The 17,780-nt window shown below is 54.7% G+C and carries 16 protein-coding genes and 1 pseudogene; 7 read left to right on the top strand and 10 right to left on the bottom strand.

Translation table 11 applies throughout. The annotated features are described in order from the left end of the window. Positions 1–71 precede the first annotated feature (71 nt). The 4 genes from nadC to hofC all read left to right on the top strand — a co-directional run bounded on the left by nadC (position 72) and on the right by hofC (position 4,143). Positions 72–965, top strand: coding sequence for a carboxylating nicotinate-nucleotide diphosphorylase (nadC, locus tag G0034_RS03740; protein WP_045281046.1), 894 nt, complete (start codon positions 72–74; stop codon positions 963–965). Between the two features lie 173 nt (positions 966–1,138). Then, positions 1,139–1,576, top strand: a complete 438-nt coding sequence (ppdD, locus tag G0034_RS03735; protein ID WP_014882558.1) for a prepilin peptidase-dependent pilin — start codon at positions 1,139–1,141, stop codon at positions 1,574–1,576. A 10-nt stretch (positions 1,577–1,586) separates the two neighbouring features. Continuing rightward, a complete protein-coding gene (gene gspE / locus G0034_RS03730) occupies positions 1,587–2,969 on the top strand; it encodes a type II secretion system protein GspE (RefSeq protein WP_179120525.1) in 1,383 nt (460 codons plus the stop codon). After that, positions 2,959–4,143 (top strand): protein transport protein HofC, encoded by a 1,185-nt coding sequence (hofC, locus tag G0034_RS03725; protein WP_179120524.1) that lies wholly within the window; start codon positions 2,959–2,961, stop codon positions 4,141–4,143. Before gspE ends, hofC begins: the two co-directional genes overlap by 11 nt. A gap of 38 nt (positions 4,144–4,181) precedes the next feature. Here the strand turns inward: hofC and G0034_RS03720 are convergent, their stop codons facing one another. Then, on the bottom strand, positions 4,182–5,225 hold the full coding sequence (locus G0034_RS03720) for a GMP reductase (RefSeq protein ID WP_045269083.1): 1,044 nt from the start codon (positions 5,223–5,225) through the stop codon (positions 4,182–4,184). Between the two features lie 228 nt (positions 5,226–5,453). Here G0034_RS03720 and coaE point away from each other — a divergent pair, with 228 nt between their 5' ends. The 3 genes and pseudogenes from coaE (at position 5,454) to yacG (ending at position 7,020) form a co-directional block, all read left to right on the top strand. Then, positions 5,454–6,074, top strand: coding sequence for a dephospho-CoA kinase (gene coaE, locus G0034_RS03715; RefSeq protein ID WP_023332085.1), 621 nt, complete (start codon positions 5,454–5,456; stop codon positions 6,072–6,074). After that, a pseudogene (gene zapD / locus G0034_RS03710) lies at positions 6,074–6,816 on the top strand (cell division protein ZapD). The gene coaE and the pseudogene zapD overlap by 1 nt, the downstream one beginning before the upstream one ends. 9 nt (positions 6,817–6,825) lie before the next feature. Further along, positions 6,826–7,020 carry a DNA gyrase inhibitor YacG gene (yacG, locus tag G0034_RS03705; protein ID WP_014882552.1) on the top strand — a complete coding sequence of 65 codons (195 nt, stop codon included), beginning with the start codon at positions 6,826–6,828 and terminating at the stop codon, positions 7,018–7,020. A gap of 33 nt (positions 7,021–7,053) precedes the next feature. On the opposite strand, the gene mutT is transcribed toward yacG, so the two are convergent. From mutT to murC, 9 genes are all read right to left on the bottom strand, one after another. Then, positions 7,054–7,446, bottom strand: a complete 393-nt coding sequence (gene mutT / locus G0034_RS03700; protein WP_014882551.1) for an 8-oxo-dGTP diphosphatase MutT — start codon at positions 7,444–7,446, stop codon at positions 7,054–7,056. Between the two features lie 57 nt (positions 7,447–7,503). Further along, entirely contained in the window at positions 7,504–10,209 is a 2,706-nt protein-coding gene (gene secA, locus G0034_RS03695; protein WP_179120523.1) for a preprotein translocase subunit SecA, read from the bottom strand. A gap of 58 nt (positions 10,210–10,267) precedes the next feature. Further along, a complete protein-coding gene (secM, locus tag G0034_RS03690; protein ID WP_072169721.1) occupies positions 10,268–10,771 on the bottom strand; it encodes a secA translation cis-regulator SecM in 504 nt (167 codons plus the stop codon). 279 nt (positions 10,772–11,050) lie between these two features. Next, entirely contained in the window at positions 11,051–11,968 is a 918-nt protein-coding gene (gene lpxC / locus G0034_RS03685; protein ID WP_014882548.1) for a UDP-3-O-acyl-N-acetylglucosamine deacetylase, read from the bottom strand. 101 nt (positions 11,969–12,069) lie between these two features. Then, complete coding sequence (gene ftsZ / locus G0034_RS03680) at positions 12,070–13,221, bottom strand: cell division protein FtsZ (RefSeq protein ID WP_008501978.1); 1,152 nt, start codon at positions 13,219–13,221, stop codon at positions 12,070–12,072. A gap of 63 nt (positions 13,222–13,284) precedes the next feature. Next, the gene (gene ftsA, locus G0034_RS03675) at positions 13,285–14,541 is read right to left on the bottom strand and encodes a cell division protein FtsA (RefSeq protein WP_006173845.1); all 1,257 of its coding nucleotides are present in this window, start codon (positions 14,539–14,541) and stop codon (positions 13,285–13,287) included. After that, the gene (ftsQ, locus tag G0034_RS03670; protein ID WP_014882547.1) at positions 14,538–15,380 is read right to left on the bottom strand and encodes a cell division protein FtsQ; all 843 of its coding nucleotides are present in this window, start codon (positions 15,378–15,380) and stop codon (positions 14,538–14,540) included. Before ftsQ ends, ftsA begins: the two co-directional genes overlap by 4 nt. 1 nt (position 15,381) lies before the next feature. After that, positions 15,382–16,302, bottom strand: coding sequence for a D-alanine--D-alanine ligase (locus G0034_RS03665; RefSeq protein ID WP_014882546.1), 921 nt, complete (start codon positions 16,300–16,302; stop codon positions 15,382–15,384). Next, on the bottom strand, positions 16,295–17,770 hold the full coding sequence (murC, locus tag G0034_RS03660) for a UDP-N-acetylmuramate--L-alanine ligase (protein WP_014882545.1): 1,476 nt from the start codon (positions 17,768–17,770) through the stop codon (positions 16,295–16,297). Before murC ends, G0034_RS03665 begins: the two co-directional genes overlap by 8 nt. Between the last annotated feature and the right edge of the window lie 10 nt (positions 17,771–17,780).

Below are 17,780 nucleotides of genomic sequence, written 5' to 3'. Positions count from 1 at the left end.
TATGGTGCAATGACTCGGTTCAGAGTAGCATGTTTCAATATTATGATTCGTTACCAATTTGGAGTTTTATCATGCCGCCTCGCCGCTACAACCCCGACCACCGACGTGAAGCACTTCTGGAACGTATTAATATGGATATTCCGGCAAGCGTTGCCCATGCGTTAAAAGAAGACCTTGGGGGTGACGTGAATGCCGATAAAGACATTACCGCACAATTATTGCCAAAAGAGACACGTTCCCACGCGGTCATTATTACCCGTGAAGAGGGCGTTTTTTGCGGCAAGCGTTGGGTTGAAGAGGTATTTACTCAACTGGCGGGCGATGATGTGCAGGTGACCTGGCACGTTGAAGATGGTGATGCGATTACAGCCAATCAGCCGCTGTTCGAGCTGGACGGTCCCTCGCGCGTCTTGCTGACCGGCGAACGCACCGCGCTCAATTTTGTACAAACGCTCTCTGGCGTCGCCAGCGAAGTGCGTCGCTATGTTGACCTCCTGGCCGGCACCCACACTCAGCTGCTGGATACCCGCAAAACGCTGCCAGGCCTGCGCACTGCGCTGAAGTACGCGGTGCTCTGTGGCGGCGGCGCCAACCATCGACTGGGCTTATCCGATGCCTTCCTGATCAAAGAGAACCACATTATTGCGTCGGGTTCCGTGCGCCAGGCCGTTGAGAAAGCCTTCTGGCTGCACCCGGATGTCCCTGTTGAAGTGGAAGTCGAAAGCCTGGAAGAGCTGGAGCAGGCCGTTAAGGCCGGAGCCGATATCATCATGCTCGACAATTTCGAAACTGAGCAGATGCGCGAGGCAGTAACACTGACTAACGGCCGCGCCCAGCTTGAAGTTTCCGGGAACGTCACGTTCGACACGATCCGTGAATTCGCCGAAACCGGTGTGGACTACATCTCCGTCGGCGCGCTGACCAAACACGTTCGCGCCCTTGACCTCTCCATGCGCTTCAAATAACACGCTTCCCCTCTCCGCCCGGAGAGGGGAATTTCAGTCCTGCTCGCAAATCCGTTGTTCTTCTCTGCAACACTGCATGAATTCTCTGAAGCCCCTTTCCCGTTCCCTTTTTTGCCCCTCGTTTCTCTCCTTTCGCACTGCCAGAGTAGCGCCACTTTGCATAAGGAGCAGATATGGACAGACAACAAGGATTCACACTCATTGAGCTGATGGTGGTCATTGGCATTATTGCGATTCTGAGCGCCATCGGCGTTCCCGCCTATCAGAACTACCTGCGTAAAGCCGCCCTCACCGATATGCTGCAAACCTTCATTCCCTATCGCACTGCCATTGAGCTTTGCGCGCTCGATCACGGTGGCGTGGAGAGCTGTGACGCAGGCAGTAACGGCATCCCTTCCCCGACGACGACGCGTTACGTCTCAGCAATGAACGTGGCAAAAGGGATCGTGACCTTGACGGGTCAGGAGAGTCTCAACGGACTGACGGTGACCATGACGCCACAGTGGAATAACGGCAACGGTATGACAGGCTGGACGCGTGACTGCAACATCAGTGCTGACAGCGAGCTTAAGCAGGCCTGTGAAGACGTCTTCCGCTTCGACAATAACTGAGGGGCGGACAATGAACACCGATCAACTCGTGGCACTTTGCCTTCGCCATCATGCTCTGCTGCTCACCAGCGACAGTGACATGGTCAGTATCGCCGTCGTGGGAAGCCCCGCCCCTGAACTGATGGAAGCCCTGCGCTTCGCAACGCAGAAACGGATTGATATCGAGTGCTGGAGCGCTGAACGCATGGAAAAGCATCGGCAGTTAAGCGCGCAATCGCATCTGCCTAACGTTTCGCAGGCACATTCCGCGGTGGATATCCTCAACCACACGCTGCAACAGGCGATACACCAGCGCGCCTCCGACATCCATATTGAACCGATGGAGCACGCGTGCCAGATTCGCTTACGTATCGATGGCGTACTTTGCCCGCAACCTCCGCTTTCCGCCGCGCTGGCAACGATGCTCAGCGCCCGGTTAAAAGTGCTGGGTAATCTGGATATTGCTGAACGCCGCTTACCGCAGGATGGTCAGTTTACCATTGAGCTGACAAACGAGCCGGTCTCGTTTCGTATCGCCACGCTTCCCTGCAACGGCGGTGAGAAAATTGTGCTGCGACTGCTGCATCAGGTTCAGCAGGCTCTTGAACCGAAAGCACTCGGCATGAGCGCTGAGCAGTTGGCCTGTTTTACTGCTTCACTGCACCAGCCTCAGGGGCTGATTCTGGTTACCGGCCCCACAGGCAGCGGCAAAACCGTCACCCTCTATAGCGCGTTACAGGCGCTTAACACCCCTGACGTCAACATCTGCAGCGTAGAGGATCCCATTGAAATCCCGCTTGCGGGATTGAATCAGACGCAGATTAACCCGCGAGCGGGCCTGACATTTCAGAGCGTGCTAAGGGCGCTGCTGCGTCAGGATCCGGATATCATTATGGTCGGCGAAATTCGTGATGGCGAAACGGCAGAGATCGCTATTAATGCCGCGCAGACCGGGCACCTGGTATTGTCGACGCTGCATACCAACTCGACAACGGAAACCCTGATTCGCCTGGAGCAGATGGGCGTCGCGCGCTGGATGATATCTTCCGCACTCTCTATGGTGATTGCCCAACGGCTGGTTCGGCGTCTTTGTCCACATTGCCGACAGCAAAACGGGGAGCATTCGGGCTTACCCCGCCCGGTTTGGCCGCGACCACTTCCCCGCTGGCAACCCACAGGCTGCGATCGTTGCTATCACGGTTTTTACGGCCGGGTGGCGATTTTTGAAGTACTGGCAATCGACAACCCTCTGCGCCAGGCAATTGCCAGCGGGGCAGGCACCGAAGTGATAGAAGCCAGTGCCCGGCAGGCAGGGTTAATCTCGCTGTTTGAACACGGCTGTATGGCCATTGAGCAAGGGCTAACCACGCTCGAAGAATTATTGCGTGTTTTGGGTATGCCCGATGGCCACTAATCACCTCTGGCGCTGGCGAGCCCTCTCCACAGAAGGAGAACCCCGAAGCGGGACACTCTGGGCCACAGACCGCAACGCGGCCTTCACCAGGCTAATGCGGAACGACCTGCATCCTCTGGCCCTCTCCCGATGCCCTCAGAGACACCGCTGGCGCCCTCATCACTGCTACGAGATGTTTCGCCAGCTCGCCACGCTGCTGCAGGCCGGACTAACGCTTGCGCATAGCCTGCAAATGCTGGCTGACCAGCATCCATCAGAACCGTGGCGGGCACTGCTGCAAAGCGTTGCCGATGAACTCAATGAAGGGTGCCCTTTTTCTGAGGCGCTCAGGCGGTGGCCCACGGTCTTTACCCCATTGCATATCTCAATGGTAAAAACGGGTGAGCTGACAGGGAAGCTGGAAGAGTGCTGTCGCCAGCTCGCCCAGCAACAAAAAGCGCAGCAGCAGCTCGGTCAGAAAGTGAAAAAAGCGCTGCGCTACCCGGCGATCATCCTGACGCTGGCGGTACTCGTCGTACTCGCCATGGTCACCCTGGTATTGCCCGAGTTCGCCGCAATCTACAAAACGTTTAACACTCCCCTTCCGGCGCTGACGCGGATGGTGATGAGTATATCCGCGTTTATGCAGTCCTACGCTCTCGCACTGTTCGCGGTGCTGCTTGTTCCGTTAACCGCAGCCTGGACTCTGCGTCACACGCCTCGCTGGCAGCGATTTCTTCTGCATCTACCTGTAATGGGGGCGCTGGCGAAAGGGCAAAAGCTGGGGCAGATCTTCACCGTGCTGTCGCTCACGCAGCAGGCAGGCATTGCCTTTTTACAGGGGCTTGAGAGCGCAGAAGAGACCGTCGAAAGCCGCTACTGGCAAGGGATCCTTCGCAGAATACGCGAAGATATTGAAAAAGGGCTTCCCGTCTGGTCATCCTTTCAGAAAGCGGCAATGTTTACCCCGCTCTGTATTCAGCTTTTACGAACGGGCGAAATGTCAGGTTCACTGGACATCATGCTGGCAAACCTTGCTCGTCATCATACGGAGCAAACTTTTCAGTTGGCCGACAATCTGGCAGCACTCCTGGAGCCGTTACTACTGGTTGTCACGGGGGTCATCATCGGCACGCTAGTGGTGGCAATGTATTTGCCCATTTTCCATTTGGGGGATGCGATGAGCGCGGGATAGCCAATAGCTGGCGCACGGACATGCGCCAGCGAAAGCCATTACAGGCTATTGAAAACGCGGTTTTCCTGCTCCTGAACGCGAATAAACGTCGTACGTTTCGTCAGCTCTTTCAGACGGGAGGCACCCACGTAGGTACAGGCTGAGCGCAGGCCGCCCAGGATGTCGCGCGCGGTGTTTTCAACCGGGCCACGCAGAGGCAGCTTCACGGTTTTGCCTTCTGCCGCACGGTATTTTGCCACACCACCAACGTGACGGGTCATTGCAGACTCAGAGCTCATACCGTAGAACAGCATGAATTTCTCACCGTTTTCTTCCACCACGGTGCCGCCGCTCTCTTCATGACCGGCCAGCATACCGCCGAGCATCACGAAGTCTGCGCCGCCGCCAAACGCCTTCGCCACATCGCCCGGCATGGTGCAACCGCCGTCACTGATGATCTGGCCGCCCAGGCCATGCGCCGCATCGGCACATTCGATAACGGCGGACAGCTGCGGATACCCAACGCCGGTTTTGACGCGCGTGGTGCATACGGAGCCCGGGCCAATGCCCACTTTCACGATGTCGGCACCGGAGAGGATCAGCTCTTCACACATTTCACCGGTCACCACGTTGCCCGCGATGATGGTTTTCGTTGGCCAGGCCTCACGCGCCTTGCTGACGAACTGCACGAAATGCTCGGAGTAACCGTTCGCCACATCAATACACACAAAATTGAGCGCCGGGTTCGCATTCAGGATCTGTTTGGTCTTCTCGAAATCAGCATCAGAGGTGCCGGTGGAGACCATCACATGCTTCACCACATCCGCAGAGGCGGATGCAACAAACGCATTCCACTCTTCCAGGCTGTAGTGTTTGTGCACTGCGGTGAGAATATCGAACTGCGCCAGGGCGGTTGCCATCCCGAAGGTGCCCACCGTATCCATATTGGCGGCGATAATCGGCACGCCAGACCAGGTCTGACCGGAATGTTTAAAGGTGAATTGACGTTCGAGTTCAACGTCTGAGCGACTTTTCAGTGTAGAGCGTTTAGGGCGGATAAGAACGTCTTTGAAACCTAACTTCAGATCTTCTTCGATACGCATGTGCGGATTCCTGGGGTTAGAGGCAAATATGTTAAAAGCACAACTCCAGTGACGCTATCATACGCACTAATACCTGCTCCGCAAGACTGCGAAATTCTCTTTTTTTACGCTACAATCCTATAAATTTACCTGGTAAAAAGCCGGTAAACAGGGCTAAACAGTGGCTGAAGCACGTTTGAAATTTAACCAACTGATTTTAATAATGAATAATTCCCAGGATTTGATTTAATGGGGTATATCGTCGCATTAACCGGCGGCATCGGTAGTGGCAAAAGTACCGTTGCGGACGCATTTTCTCGTCTGGGTATCACGATTATTGATGCCGATATCATTGCCCGTCAGGTGGTAGAGCCCAATACACCCGCGCTAAAAGCCATCGAAAACCATTTTGGTCCGGCAATTATCAGTGCAGATGGCACGTTAAATCGCCGCAAGCTACGCGAATGCATTTTTTCCGATTCTGCGGAAAAACTCTGGCTTAATGCCCTGCTCCACCCCATTATCCACCAGGAAACTCAGCGTCAAATTGCCGCAGCCCGCTCGCCGTATGTTCTGTGGGTGGTTCCGCTGCTGGTAGAGAATCAGCTGCACAATAAAGCCGATCGGGTGCTGGTCATTGATGTCTCGCCTGAAACGCAAATCCAGCGCACCGTGACGCGCGATCGTGTCTCGCGCGAACAGGCTGAACAAATTCTTGCCGCTCAGGCCACGCGCGCTCAGCGCCTTGCCGTTGCGGATGATGTTATTGATAATAACGGCGCACCAGATGCCATTGCATCGGATGTTGCCCGCCTGCATGCGCAGTATTTGGCGTTCGCCGCGCAGGCCGTTGCACAGGAAAAACCATAATGTCGACCCACATCCTTTTTGAGCATCCGCTCAACGAAAAAATGCGTACCTGGCTGCGTATCGAATTTCTAATTCAACAACTTTCACAACATTTGCCCGTCAGCGATCATGCCACTGCGTTGCACTTCTTCCGCAACGTGGGGATCTGCTGGATGTCATTGAGCGGGGCGACGTCCGCACAGAGCTTCTGAAAGAACTGGAGCGCCAGCAGCGTAAATTACAGGCCTGGGCCGAAGTGCCGGGCGTGGATCAGAGCCGCATTGATTCACTTCGTCAGCAGCTTAAAAACAGCAGCAGTACGCTGATGGCCGCACCTCGTGTCGGGCAATTTTTGCGAGAAGATCGCCTGATCGGCCTGGTGCGCCAGCGCCTGAGTATTCCTGGTGGCTGCTGTAGTTTCGACCTGCCAACGCTGCATATGTGGCTGCATATGCCGCAAGCACAGCGTGATGCGCAGGTGAACAGCTGGCTGGAAAGTCTCGCCCCCATGCACCAGACGCTGTCGCTAATTCTCGACCTCATCCGTAACTCGGCGCCGTTCCGCAAGCAAACCAGCCTGAACGGTTTCTATCAGGATAACGGCGATGATGCCGATCTTCTGCGTCTGAATTTATCGCTCGGCGAGCAGCTTTACCCACAGATTTCCGGGCATAAGAGTCGTTTTGCGATCCGCTTTATGCCTCTGGACAGCGAGAATGGCACCGTGCCGGAACGCCTCGATTTTGAACTGGCCTGTTGTTAAGGAGTGCCGATGTCTGAAGTGACCACCGTAAACTGCCCCACCTGCGGTAAAACCGTTGTATGGGGCGAAATGAGTCCGTTCCGTCCATTCTGCTGCAAGCGCTGTCAGTTAATTGACCTGGGAGAATGGGCGGCGGAAGAGAAACGCATTCCGAGCAAAGGCGATCTCTCGGACAGCGATGACTGGAGTGAAGAGCAGCAATAGCTTTAAAGCCTGCTGGCGCTTCGCTTAGCAGGCCTACAGGTCGTCCGTCAGTCGGGATATGACGGGCGCATTTGCCGGTGGGAATTTATCGGCATCACTGGCCTGAAGCTCCACCCAGTTACCGGGTTGCCCCTCTTTTCCCCAGGGGTCGCCTTCCCAGTTTTCGACCAGCCAGAACCAAAGCGTGATGTGCCTGTCCGGAAACTGGTATTCGAGCTTATCGAACAGCGTTGCGCCAACTGGCGTAATCCCTACTTCTTCCTGAAGCTCACGCACCAGCGCCTCTTCCGGCGTCTCCCCTGATTCGATTTTTCCACCGGGAAACTCCCATTTGTTCGCCATATGGGCATCGGCAGCGCGCTGGGTAATGAAGATCTGGTTTTGCGGGTTGCGAATAATCCCGACGGCAATTTGCAGTATTTTCATATTGTCACTTCCATAAAAAAGGCGCAGATATCTGCGCCTTTTCATTGTCTTATGAACTTAGCTCAGACGGCCGTGGCAGGCCTTATATTTTTTACCGGAACCACACGGGCACGGATCGTTACGACCCACTTTACGATCGCCAGTCTGCGCGGCGATCGCCGCTGCAGCTTCGCTCTCGTCAGTCTGGTGGCTCAGCTGTTGCATCTGCGCCAGACGCTCAGCTTCTTCACGACGCTGTTGTTCCATCGCTTCCACTTCTTCCGGCATACGTACCTGAACTTTGCTCAGGGTGCTGATCACTTCATACTTCAGCGACTCCAGCATAGACGCAAACATGGAGAAGGATTCACGCTTGTACTCCTGCTTCGGATCTTTCTGCGCATAGCCACGCAGGTGAATACCCTGACGCAGGTAGTCCATTGCCGCCAGGTGCTCTTTCCACAGGGAGTCCAGCGTCTGCAGCATCACACCTTTTTCGAAGTGACGCATCATCTCAGCGCCAACCACTTCTTCCTTACGCTTATAAACGTCCAGCGCGGTTTCAAAGATACGTTCGCGCAGCGTCTCTTCGTGCAGCTCAGGCTCTTTGTCCAGCCACTCTTTGATAGGCAGATCGAGGTCAAAGTCGTTCTTCAGACGTTCCTGCAGGCCTTCGATATCCCACATCTCTTCCAGAGACTGCGGCGGAATATGCCCGTCAATGGTCGCTTTGAACACATCTTCGCGAATGCTGTTGATGGTTTCGCTCACGTCGGACACGTCCAGCAGTTCGTTACGCTGGGTGTAGATCGCACGACGCTGATCGTTCGCAACGTCATCATACTCCAGCAGCTGCTTACGAATATCAAAGTTGCGGCTTTCCACTTTACGCTGCGCGTTGGCAATCGCTTTAGTGACCCACGGGTGCTCGATGGCTTCGCCTGGTTTCATGCCCAGTTTACGCATCATGCCGGACACGCGGTCGGAGGCGAAAATACGCATCAGCGCATCTTCCATAGACAGGTAGAAGCGGGAAGAACCGGCATCCCCCTGACGGCCCGCACGGCCACGCAACTGGTTGTCGATACGACGAGATTCGTGACGCTCGGTGCCAATAATGTGCAAACCACCGGAAGCCAGAACCGCGTCGTGACGTACCTGCCAGTCGGCTTTGATTTGTGCAATCTGTTCTGGCGTTGGGTTTTCCAGCTCAGCAACCTCAGCCTGCCAGCTACCGCCCAGCATAATATCGGTACCACGACCCGCCATGTTGGTAGCGATGGTCACGGCAGCCGGATAACCCGCCTGAGCAACGATATCCGCTTCTTTAGCATGGAACTTGGCGTTCAGAACGTTGTGTTTAATGCCTGCTTTCGTCAGCTCATTGGAAACCACTTCAGATTTCTCGATGGAGATGGTCCCCACCAGAACCGGCTGCCCATTGGCAGTACGGTCGCGAATATCTTCGATGATTGCCTGAATTTTTTCCGCTTCGGTCATGTACACCAGGTCCGGCATATCCTTACGGATCATTGGACGGTTGGTTGGAACGACAACGGTATCCAGCTTGTAGATGGAGCTGAATTCAAACGCTTCGGTATCAGCAGTACCGGTCATGCCCGCCAGCTTCTCGTACAGACGGAAGTAGTTCTGGAAGGTGATGGACGCCAGGGTCTGGTTTTCATTCTGAATATCCACACCTTCTTTGGCTTCCACAGCCTGGTGCAGACCGTCAGACCAGCGACGTCCCTGCATGGTACGGCCGGTGTGTTCATCGACGATGATGACTTCGCCGTCTTTCACAATGTAGTCGACGTCACGGGTGAACAGCGCGTGGGCGCGCAGTGCAGCCGTTACGTGGTGCATCAGCATGATGTTGCTCGGAGAGTACAGGGACTCCCCCTCTTCCATAATGCCTTCAGCGACCAGCAGCTCTTCAATTTTCACCAGACCGCGCTCGGTCAGGTTCACCTGGCGCGCTTTTTCATCAACGGAGAAGTGACCTTCACCCTGGAAGGTGTCGGAGTCTTCTTTCTCCTGACGCAGCAGGTGCGGAATGATTTTGTCGACTTTGCGGTACATCTCAGAGCTGTCTTCGGCAGGGCCGGAGATGATCAGCGGGGTACGCGCTTCATCGATCAGGATGGAGTCCACCTCATCCACCAGCGCGTAGTGCAGTTTACGCTGGACGCGCTCTTCAGGGCTGAAGGCCATGTTGTCACGCAGGTAGTCGAAGCCGTATTCGTTGTTGGTGCCGTAGGTGATGTCCGCGTTATACGCTTCACGCTTGGCTGGCGCAGGCAGGCCGGACATGTTGATGCCGACCGTCATGCCGAGGAATTCGAACAGTGGACGGTTGTTTTCGGCGTCACGCTGGGCCAGATAGTCGTTGACGGTAACCACGTGAACGCCTTTACCGGTCAGCGCGTTCAGGTAAGCCGGCAATGTTGCGGTCAGGGTTTTACCTTCACCAGTACGCATTTCCGCGATGCAGCGCTCGTTAAGCACCATACCACCCAGCAGCTGAACGTCGAAGTGACGCATGCCAAACACACGTTTACTCGCTTCACGCACTACGGCGAAGGCTTCCGGGATCAGGCTTTCTAAGGTTTCCCCTTTTTCCAGACGCGCGCGGAATTCCAGGGTTTTTGCTTTCAGCTCGTCATCGGAGAGCTTCTCCATCGCCGGTTCCATACCGTTGATGACAGCGACAGCTTTGCGCATACGGCGCAGTGTACGATCGTTACGACTACCAAAAACTTTAGTTAATAATTTGATTAGCATAATAAATTCTCAAACGCCCCATCGTGGGCAGATAAATTAAGGTATTGAAAAAGTTAATTTAGCTGAGGCGTTGCGGCCCGGCGCGGATGCCGTGGGCCTGGCTAATCCAGGTTGATACAGAGAATGAGACTGGCGGAGCGAGCACAGTTTGCGCCGTCTGGCGAACCATGACGGGCGGCTGGCCGTCCTGCGTGAGCAACGCGTTGAGCGTATCCAGCAGCGCAAGGTGCTGCGCCTGTACCGGCAACGTCTCTTCGGCAACAGGCATTGTCTGCGGCGCCATCGCAAATGACAGATGACGAATGACCGTGCGGATAGCGTGCTGGTGCCAGTAATCAACGGAGAAATTCGGGCGACGACTGGCTTCAAGCCACGCGAGGTTAGTAAAGTTAACCCGCGTGTTGAGATCGTGTTTGGTTGTGGAGGTTTTCGCTGGCGTCGCCGCTTCGGCACTGTTGCTGAGCGCAGGCAAGCCGAGACTCGCCGCGACCATCCCCAATAAGAGATGCGGCCAGAAGTATCGTCTGCCAAATTGTCGCCAGCGCGTCAGTATTCCGCTCACTTGCTCCACCACATAAGCCCGCCAGTTACAGGCTAAATTCAGTTATTTTTTTTAAGCGCCCAGATATTACCACTAATGCCGCTACACAACAGCAGGAATGAGGCATCGTTGCAGGGAAAAACGGTCAAGAATGCAGCTAACGCACACATTTTCTGCGCAAGACAAACAAGAGAGAATATTGAGGCAAACGAAGACGGGTAAAAATAAAAACGACTGGTCTTCCTGGTCGGAGAGAGTACCAGGTTAACCAGTCGATTTTTTACGAAACGGTGTGAACCGTTAAGCCAGAACCGTGCTTGGTGCTTTGAAGGCCAGCGGCAGTTCCGCTTCGTCTTCAAAGGTCACATATTCCCAGGCTTCCTGTTTTGCCAGGACTGCCTGCAACAGTTTGTTGTTCAGTGCATGACCGGATTTAAACGCGGTGAATGCACCAATGATGTTGTGACCACACATAAACAGGTCGCCGATCGCATCCAGCATTTTGTGACGCACGAATTCGTCTTCAAAACGCAGGCCGTCTTCGTTCAGTACGCGATAATCGTCAACAACGATGGCACAATCGAAGCTGCCGCCCAGGCACAAGCCGCGGGACTGCAGATATTCGATATCACGCATGAAGCCAAACGTACGTGCGCGGCTAATCTGGCGCATAAACGCATCAGCAGAGAAGTTCATCGCATAGCGTTGGGTGCTGGCATCAATCGCCGGATGGTTAAAGTCGATGGTAAAGTCCAACGAGAAACCATTGTACGGTTTGAATTCAGCCCACTTGTCGCCATCTTCGACACGAACGGTCTCTTTGATGCGAACAAATTTCTTCGCGCAGTTCAGTTCTTCGATGCCGGCATCCAGCAACAGATAAACGAACGGAGCAGCACTGCCATCCATAATCGGGATTTCTGGCGCATCGACTTCAACCATAATGTTGTCGATACCCAGACCCGCCAGGGCGGCGTTCAGGTGCTCTACGGTAGAAATCCGCACGTCATGCTCGTTCACCAGACAAGTACAGAGCATAGTATCACGCACAGATTTGGCATCGGCCGGAAAATCTACCGGTGGATTCAAGTCGGTGCGACGATAGATGACCCCGGTATTGGCCGGCGCAGGGCGTAACGTCAGTGTGACTTTCTTGCCGGTATGTAAACCGACACCCGTCGCCTGAACGATACGTTTAAGTGTCCTTTGTTTGATCATCGTATAATCTCGCCAAATTAACTATCCAACCGAAAGTGTATATCACTAACGGTGGGCCAGTTTAGCACAAAGAGCGCAAATCCCCAAATTCCAGCCAATTCTTAGTCAGCTTGCTTACGCAGGAACGCCGGGATATCCAGATAATCTGGCTCTTTCGCCGTTTGCGGCGTAGGGTCGTTCACCACTTTCGCGGCCGGTTTCTGCTCTTGAGTCAGAGGAGACATACCGTGCTGCTGGTAACGATCCATTACCGGTTGCTGAGTCTGTTTGTTGGTCACCAGGGTGATCTCAGGACGCTTGTCCATACCGATACCGGTGGCAACAACAGTTACACGCAGCTCGTCGTTCATTTCCGGGTCGAGAGACGTACCAATTACCACGGTGGCATTGTCAGAGGCGAACGCACGGATAGTGTTACCCACGGTTTCGAACTCATCCAGACGCAGGTCAAAGCCAGCGGTAATGTTGACCAGCACGCCGCGCGCACCAGACAGGTCGATATCTTCCAGCAGTGGAGAAGAGATAGCCATTTCAGCCGCTTCTTCTGCACGGTCTTCACCGCTTGCCACGCCAGAGCCCATCATCGCGTAGCCCATTTCGGACATCACGGTACGAACGTCTGCAAAGTCAACGTTCATCAGGCCAGGACGGGTAATCAGTTCGGCGATACCCTGAACCGCGCCTTTCAGCACGTCGTTTGCCGCGCCGAAGGCGTCCAGCAGGGAGATACCGCGACCCAGAACTTTCAACAGTTTGTCGTTCGGGATGGTGATCAGCGAGTCCACATGCTTGGACAGTTCGGTAATACCCTGCTCCGCGAAAGCCATACGCTTCTTGCCTTCAAAGTTGAAAGGCTTGGTCACGACAGCAACGGTCAGGATACCTAAATCTTTAGCGACTTCTGCGACAACAGGTGCTGCACCGGTACCCGTACCGCCGCCCATACCTGCTGCGATGAAGACCATGTCCGCACCTTCCAGTGCAGCACGCAGGGCTTCACGATCTTCTTCAGCCGCGTTGCGACCGACTTCCGGGTTTGCCCCAGCGCCTAGCCCTTTGGTGATGCCACCGCCGATCTGGATAGTCTGGCCAACTGCTGTTTTACGCAGTGCCTGCGCATCGGTGTTAACTGCAAAGAATTCAACACCTTCAATGCGTTCACGCACCATATGCTCTACGGCGTTACCGCCGCCGCCACCGACGCCGATGACTTTAATCACCGCGTCGTTGGTCAGTTCCATAGGTTCAAACATAATTTCTCTCTCCGTTGTGCCTGTCGCCCGAGACCGCTAATTCTCTCCGGTCTCTTAAAAAAATTAAAACTCTTTTCGCAGCCAGTTGTTCAGTCGTTTGACCCACGACCCCACTGAAACGCGTTTTTCCACTTCTGCTTCACCACTGAGATGAGATTCCTTCCCGTAGTGGAGCAGGCCCACAGCCGTCGAATAGTAAGGCTCCTGAGCATAATCCGTTAAACCGGTAATATTCAGCGGCGCACCAATACGCACCTGCGTATGGAACACGCGCTGAGCGCAGGCCGCAAGACCTTCAATTTGCGCTGCCCCGCCGGTTAATACAATCCCCGCCGCGAGATGATGTTTCACACCTTGCTGACGAAGCTGTTCCTGTAACTGTAAAATCTCTTCGTTGACCAGGTTGAGCAGCTCGGTATAACGCGGCTCAATCACCTCTGCCAGCGTCTGACGTTGCAGGCTGCGCGGCGGACGACCGCCCACGCTCGGCACTTCAACGCTCTCATCTTTGCCAACAATTGAACCCAGCGCACAGCCGTGGCGCACTTTAATCGCTTCTGCATCGCTCGGTGGCGTACCAAAAGCGTATGCGATATCGCTGGTCACAACGTTCCCGGCATAAGGGATCACTTTGGTGTGGCGCAGCGCACCGCCTGTATAGACAGCCATGTCCATTGTACCACCACCAATATCGACCACACAGACACCGAGTTCACGTTCGTCTTCAGTCAGCACGGAATAACTTGCCGCCAGACCGGCGAAAATAAGTTGGTCAACTTTCAGGCCACAACGTTCAACGGCTTTTACAATGTTCTTCGCCATATCGTTGTGACATGTGATCAGGTGCACTTTTGCCTGCATACGCACGCCAGACAGACCGACCGGGTTTTTGATCCCTTCCTGATAGTCAATCGCATATTCCTGCGGGATCACGTGCAGTACACGATGTTCATCGCGCACGCGCACGGACTTCGCCGTATGCACCACGTTTTCAACGTCTTCCTGCGTCACTTCTTCTTCGGAAATCGGCACCATACCGATTTCGTTCTGGCAGCTGATGTGCTTGCCAGAAAGGGCCAGATAGACAGAAGAAATCTGGCAATCCGCCATTAATTCAGCCTGATCGATGGCGCGCTGCACGCATTTCACCACCGACTCAAGGTCATTTACCCCACCTTTATCCATACCACGGGACGGGCAACTGCCCACGCCAATGATATTGACCATACCGTCGGGCAGAACTTCCCCTACTAAAGCGGCAACCTTAGCGGTGCCAATCTCCAGTCCAACTACCAGTTTTCTGTCCGTCGCCTTGATCATTGTTGTTCTGCCTGTACCTGTGCCTGATTCTGTTGCTGATTAGGTTCCTCGACCGGAGCCGGCTCCCAACCGACTGCTGCGCCTGAGTCATAGCGCAAATCAACGTAGCTTATCCGTTTGCCGTCCGTCTGCGCCTGCTGCTGTAAAACCGGGTAAAGTTCTACAAAACGCGCCAGACGTTTCATTGTGTCGCCGCGCCCCAGGTTGAGCTTAATGCCGTTCGTCAACGTCAGCTGCCAGGAGCGGCGCGCCGTCATTGCAGCATCTTTTAACGTAAACCTGTCCTTCGCCAGCACCTGACCCATTTCACGAAAACCCTGCAAGACTTCGTTTTCGCTACCTTCGGGGCCATACAACATCGGTAAATTTTGCTTGTTGACACGATCGGATGGGACGCTGAAGGAATTTCCGTCTACGTCAACCATGTGCTGATCATTCCAACGCGCAATGGGCACATATTCAACCAGATGAATCTTCAATTCATCAGGCCATTGCTTTCTGACACTCGCCTGTTTTATCCAGGGCAGACGTTCAATCTGACTCTGAATAATATTGACGTCCTGAGTCATAAAGGTGCCGGGCGATCCCAGCGCCAGAATTGACTGGCGAATATCATCGTTACGCGTGTAGTGACGCTCGCCGGTCACCACCAGCTTTGACAGAGGCAACCGCTGCGCATCTTCCATCCAGCCCAGCACCATCCAGCCGCTGATAAACACGGTGCACAGCACCCCGAGCAGGAAAATAATCCCTGCAAGACGCGTTCCATTACTCCGGCGTGAAGAAGCATATTCTTCTTCGTCATCGCGGTTGCGCGTGTTCAATGCAGCCTGAGACATATCAGCCCGCCTGGTCCAGAATACGTACGACTAACTGAGAGAAGCTCATTCCTGCCTGACGCGCAGCCATCGGCACAAGGCTATGGCTGGTCATTCCCGGAGAGGTATTGGCTTCCAGCAGGTAAAATTGCCCGTCACTGTCCTGCATCACATCAATGCGTCCCCAGCCGCGACACCCAAGAATATTCCAGGCTTTAAGCACCAGGGACTGTAAATCTGCTTCACGCTCAGCTTCCAGACCACAAGGGCAGAAATATTGCGTCTCATCAGAGAGATACTTCGCCTCATAATCATAGAAGACTCCGGCGGGTTGGATGCGAATTGACGGTAAAATTTCTTCGCCAAGCATCGCGACGGTAAATTCCGGCCCGCTGAGCCATTTTTCAATCAGAACTTCTTCATCGTGTTGAAATGCCAATGCTAAAGCCGACGCTATATCTTCAGCTTTATCTACTTTTGACATTCCTACGCTCGACCCTTCCCGGCTCGGCTTTACAATAACCGGTAAGCCCAGTGCCGCAATGCGTGTATTAACGCTGTCAGACAGGCCCAATTCAAATTCGCGACGCGTCAGCGCCACCCACGGTGCAACCGGTAGCCCCGCGCCCTGCCACAGTAACTTACTGCGCAGTTTATCCATAGAGATGGCAGACGCCATCACGCCGCTGCCGGTGTACGGCATGCCGATCAACTCCAGAAGCCCCTGCAGGGTTCCGTCTTCTCCGCCACGGCCATGTAATGCGATAAAGACTTTATCGAAGCCCATTGCTTTTAACTGCGTCACGTCGACCTCTTTTGGATCGACCAGGTGCGCATTGACGCCCCCTTCACGCAGACCCGCCAGTACGGCAGCGCCGGAATTCAGAGAAACCTCGCGCTCGGCGGACGTGCCGCCAGACAGGACAGCAATCTTATCAGCCATGATGCTCATCCTCCTGAGTTTGCGGCTTCAGTTTGATTTCAGCTAAGGTACGGGCGATTTTGCCGATATTTCCCGCACCCTGAATCAGAATCAGATCGTTACCGGTCAGCACCGGTGCCAGAATTTCCGCCACCTGTACCGGGTCAGAAACCAAAATAGGGTCAACTTTACCGCGTCCGCGAATCGTGCGACACAAAGAACGACTGTCAGCCCCCGGAATCGGAGTTTCGCCCGCTGCATAAACATCCAGCATCAGCAGCGTATCCACCTGCGACAGTACGCTGGCGAAATCGTCATACAGATCGCGGGTGCGCGTATAGCGGTGCGGCTGGAAGATCATGACCAGATTTTTTTCAGGCCAGCCAGCGCGTGCAGCTTTGATGGTCGCGTCCACTTCGGTTGGATGGTGGCCGTAGTCATCCACCAGCATAGCGGTGCCGGCTTTACCGTTTACTGCCTCAAGCGGGAATTCGCCGAGGAAATCGAAACGACGGCCAGTGCCCTGGAAGCTTTCCAGCGCGCGCAGGATCGCTTCATCATCGATGCCTTCTTCTGTCGCCACCGCCACCGCCGCTGCGGCGTTGAGGGCGTTATGACGCCCTGGCGCATTCAGCGTGACGTGCAGCAGCTCTTTGTCCTGACGCGCCAGCGTGAAGTGCCCCTGCGCACCAACCTGTTTGTACTCTTCCACGCGAACGTCAGCATCCTCACTGAAGCCGTAAGTGGTGATTTGACGCCCCACACGCGGCAGCAGTTCGCGGATGACCGGGTCATCCACACACATCACCGCGCGGCCATAAAACGGCAGGTTGTGAAGGAAGTTGATAAAGGTCTGCTTTAAATTCTCAAAGTCGCCCTGGTAGGTATCCATATGGTCGGCTTCGATATTGGTGACAATCGCCACCATCGGCTGCAGATGCAGGAACGACGCATCGCTCTCATCTGCTTCCGCAATCAGGTAACGGCTGTGACCCAGACGCGCGTGCACGCCTGCGGCTTTGACCAGACCGCCATTGACGAACGTCGGGTCGAGACCCGCTTCGGCATAAATACTGGAAACCATCGCAGTCGTCGTGGTTTTACCGTGGGTCCCGGCAATCGCGATGCCGTGACGAAAACGCATCAGTTCCGCCAACATTTCCGCACGGCGGATCACCGGAATGCGCGCTTCATGCGCGGCAACGATTTCCGGGTTGTCAGAGGAGATAGCGCTCGATACCACCACCACGCTTGCATCGCGCACGTTTTCAGGGCGATGGTTGAAATAAATAGTCGCCCCAAGCGACGCCAGTTGCTGCGTAACAGGGTTTGGCGCCAGGTCAGACCCGCTGATCTGATAACCTTCGTTAGCTAACACTTCGGCAATACCGCCCATGCCAGCACCACCGATGCCAACAAAGTGAATGTGCCGGACGCGACGCATCTCGGGCACGATTGAACGCAGTTTTGCCAGTTGTTGTGTATTCATTCTCTAAACG

The organism is Enterobacter sp. T2 (genome assembly GCF_010692925.1).
Lineage (GTDB): Bacteria > Pseudomonadota > Gammaproteobacteria > Enterobacterales > Enterobacteriaceae > Enterobacter > Enterobacter kobei.
The sequence above is the reverse complement of the archived record's forward strand: the minus strand, read 5'-3'. Positions and strand labels throughout refer to the sequence as shown.

Coding starts and splice junctions, on each gene's coding strand:
- ftsA (WP_006173845.1), bottom strand. CDS start 14,541: ATGATCAAGGCGACGGACAGAAAACTGGTAGTTGGACTGGAGATTGGC.
- hofC (WP_179120524.1), top strand. CDS start 2,959: ATGGCCACTAATCACCTCTGGCGCTGGCGAGCCCTCTCCACAGAAGGA.
- nadC (WP_045281046.1), top strand. CDS start 72: ATGCCGCCTCGCCGCTACAACCCCGACCACCGACGTGAAGCACTTCTG.
- yacG (WP_014882552.1), top strand. CDS start 6,826: ATGTCTGAAGTGACCACCGTAAACTGCCCCACCTGCGGTAAAACCGTT.
- ftsQ (WP_014882547.1), bottom strand. CDS start 15,380: ATGTCTCAGGCTGCATTGAACACGCGCAACCGCGATGACGAAGAAGAA.
- coaE (WP_023332085.1), top strand. CDS start 5,454: ATGGGGTATATCGTCGCATTAACCGGCGGCATCGGTAGTGGCAAAAGT.
- G0034_RS03665 (WP_014882546.1), bottom strand. CDS start 16,302: ATGGCTGATAAGATTGCTGTCCTGTCTGGCGGCACGTCCGCCGAGCGC.
- lpxC (WP_014882548.1), bottom strand. CDS start 11,968: ATGATCAAACAAAGGACACTTAAACGTATCGTTCAGGCGACGGGTGTC.
- murC (WP_014882545.1), bottom strand. CDS start 17,770: ATGAATACACAACAACTGGCAAAACTGCGTTCAATCGTGCCCGAGATG.
- ftsZ (WP_008501978.1), bottom strand. CDS start 13,221: ATGTTTGAACCTATGGAACTGACCAACGACGCGGTGATTAAAGTCATC.
- secA (WP_179120523.1), bottom strand. CDS start 10,209: ATGCTAATCAAATTATTAACTAAAGTTTTTGGTAGTCGTAACGATCGT.
- gspE (WP_179120525.1), top strand. CDS start 1,587: ATGAACACCGATCAACTCGTGGCACTTTGCCTTCGCCATCATGCTCTG.
- G0034_RS03720 (WP_045269083.1), bottom strand. CDS start 5,225: ATGCGTATCGAAGAAGATCTGAAGTTAGGTTTCAAAGACGTTCTTATC.
- ppdD (WP_014882558.1), top strand. CDS start 1,139: ATGGACAGACAACAAGGATTCACACTCATTGAGCTGATGGTGGTCATT.
- mutT (WP_014882551.1), bottom strand. CDS start 7,446: ATGAAAATACTGCAAATTGCCGTCGGGATTATTCGCAACCCGCAAAAC.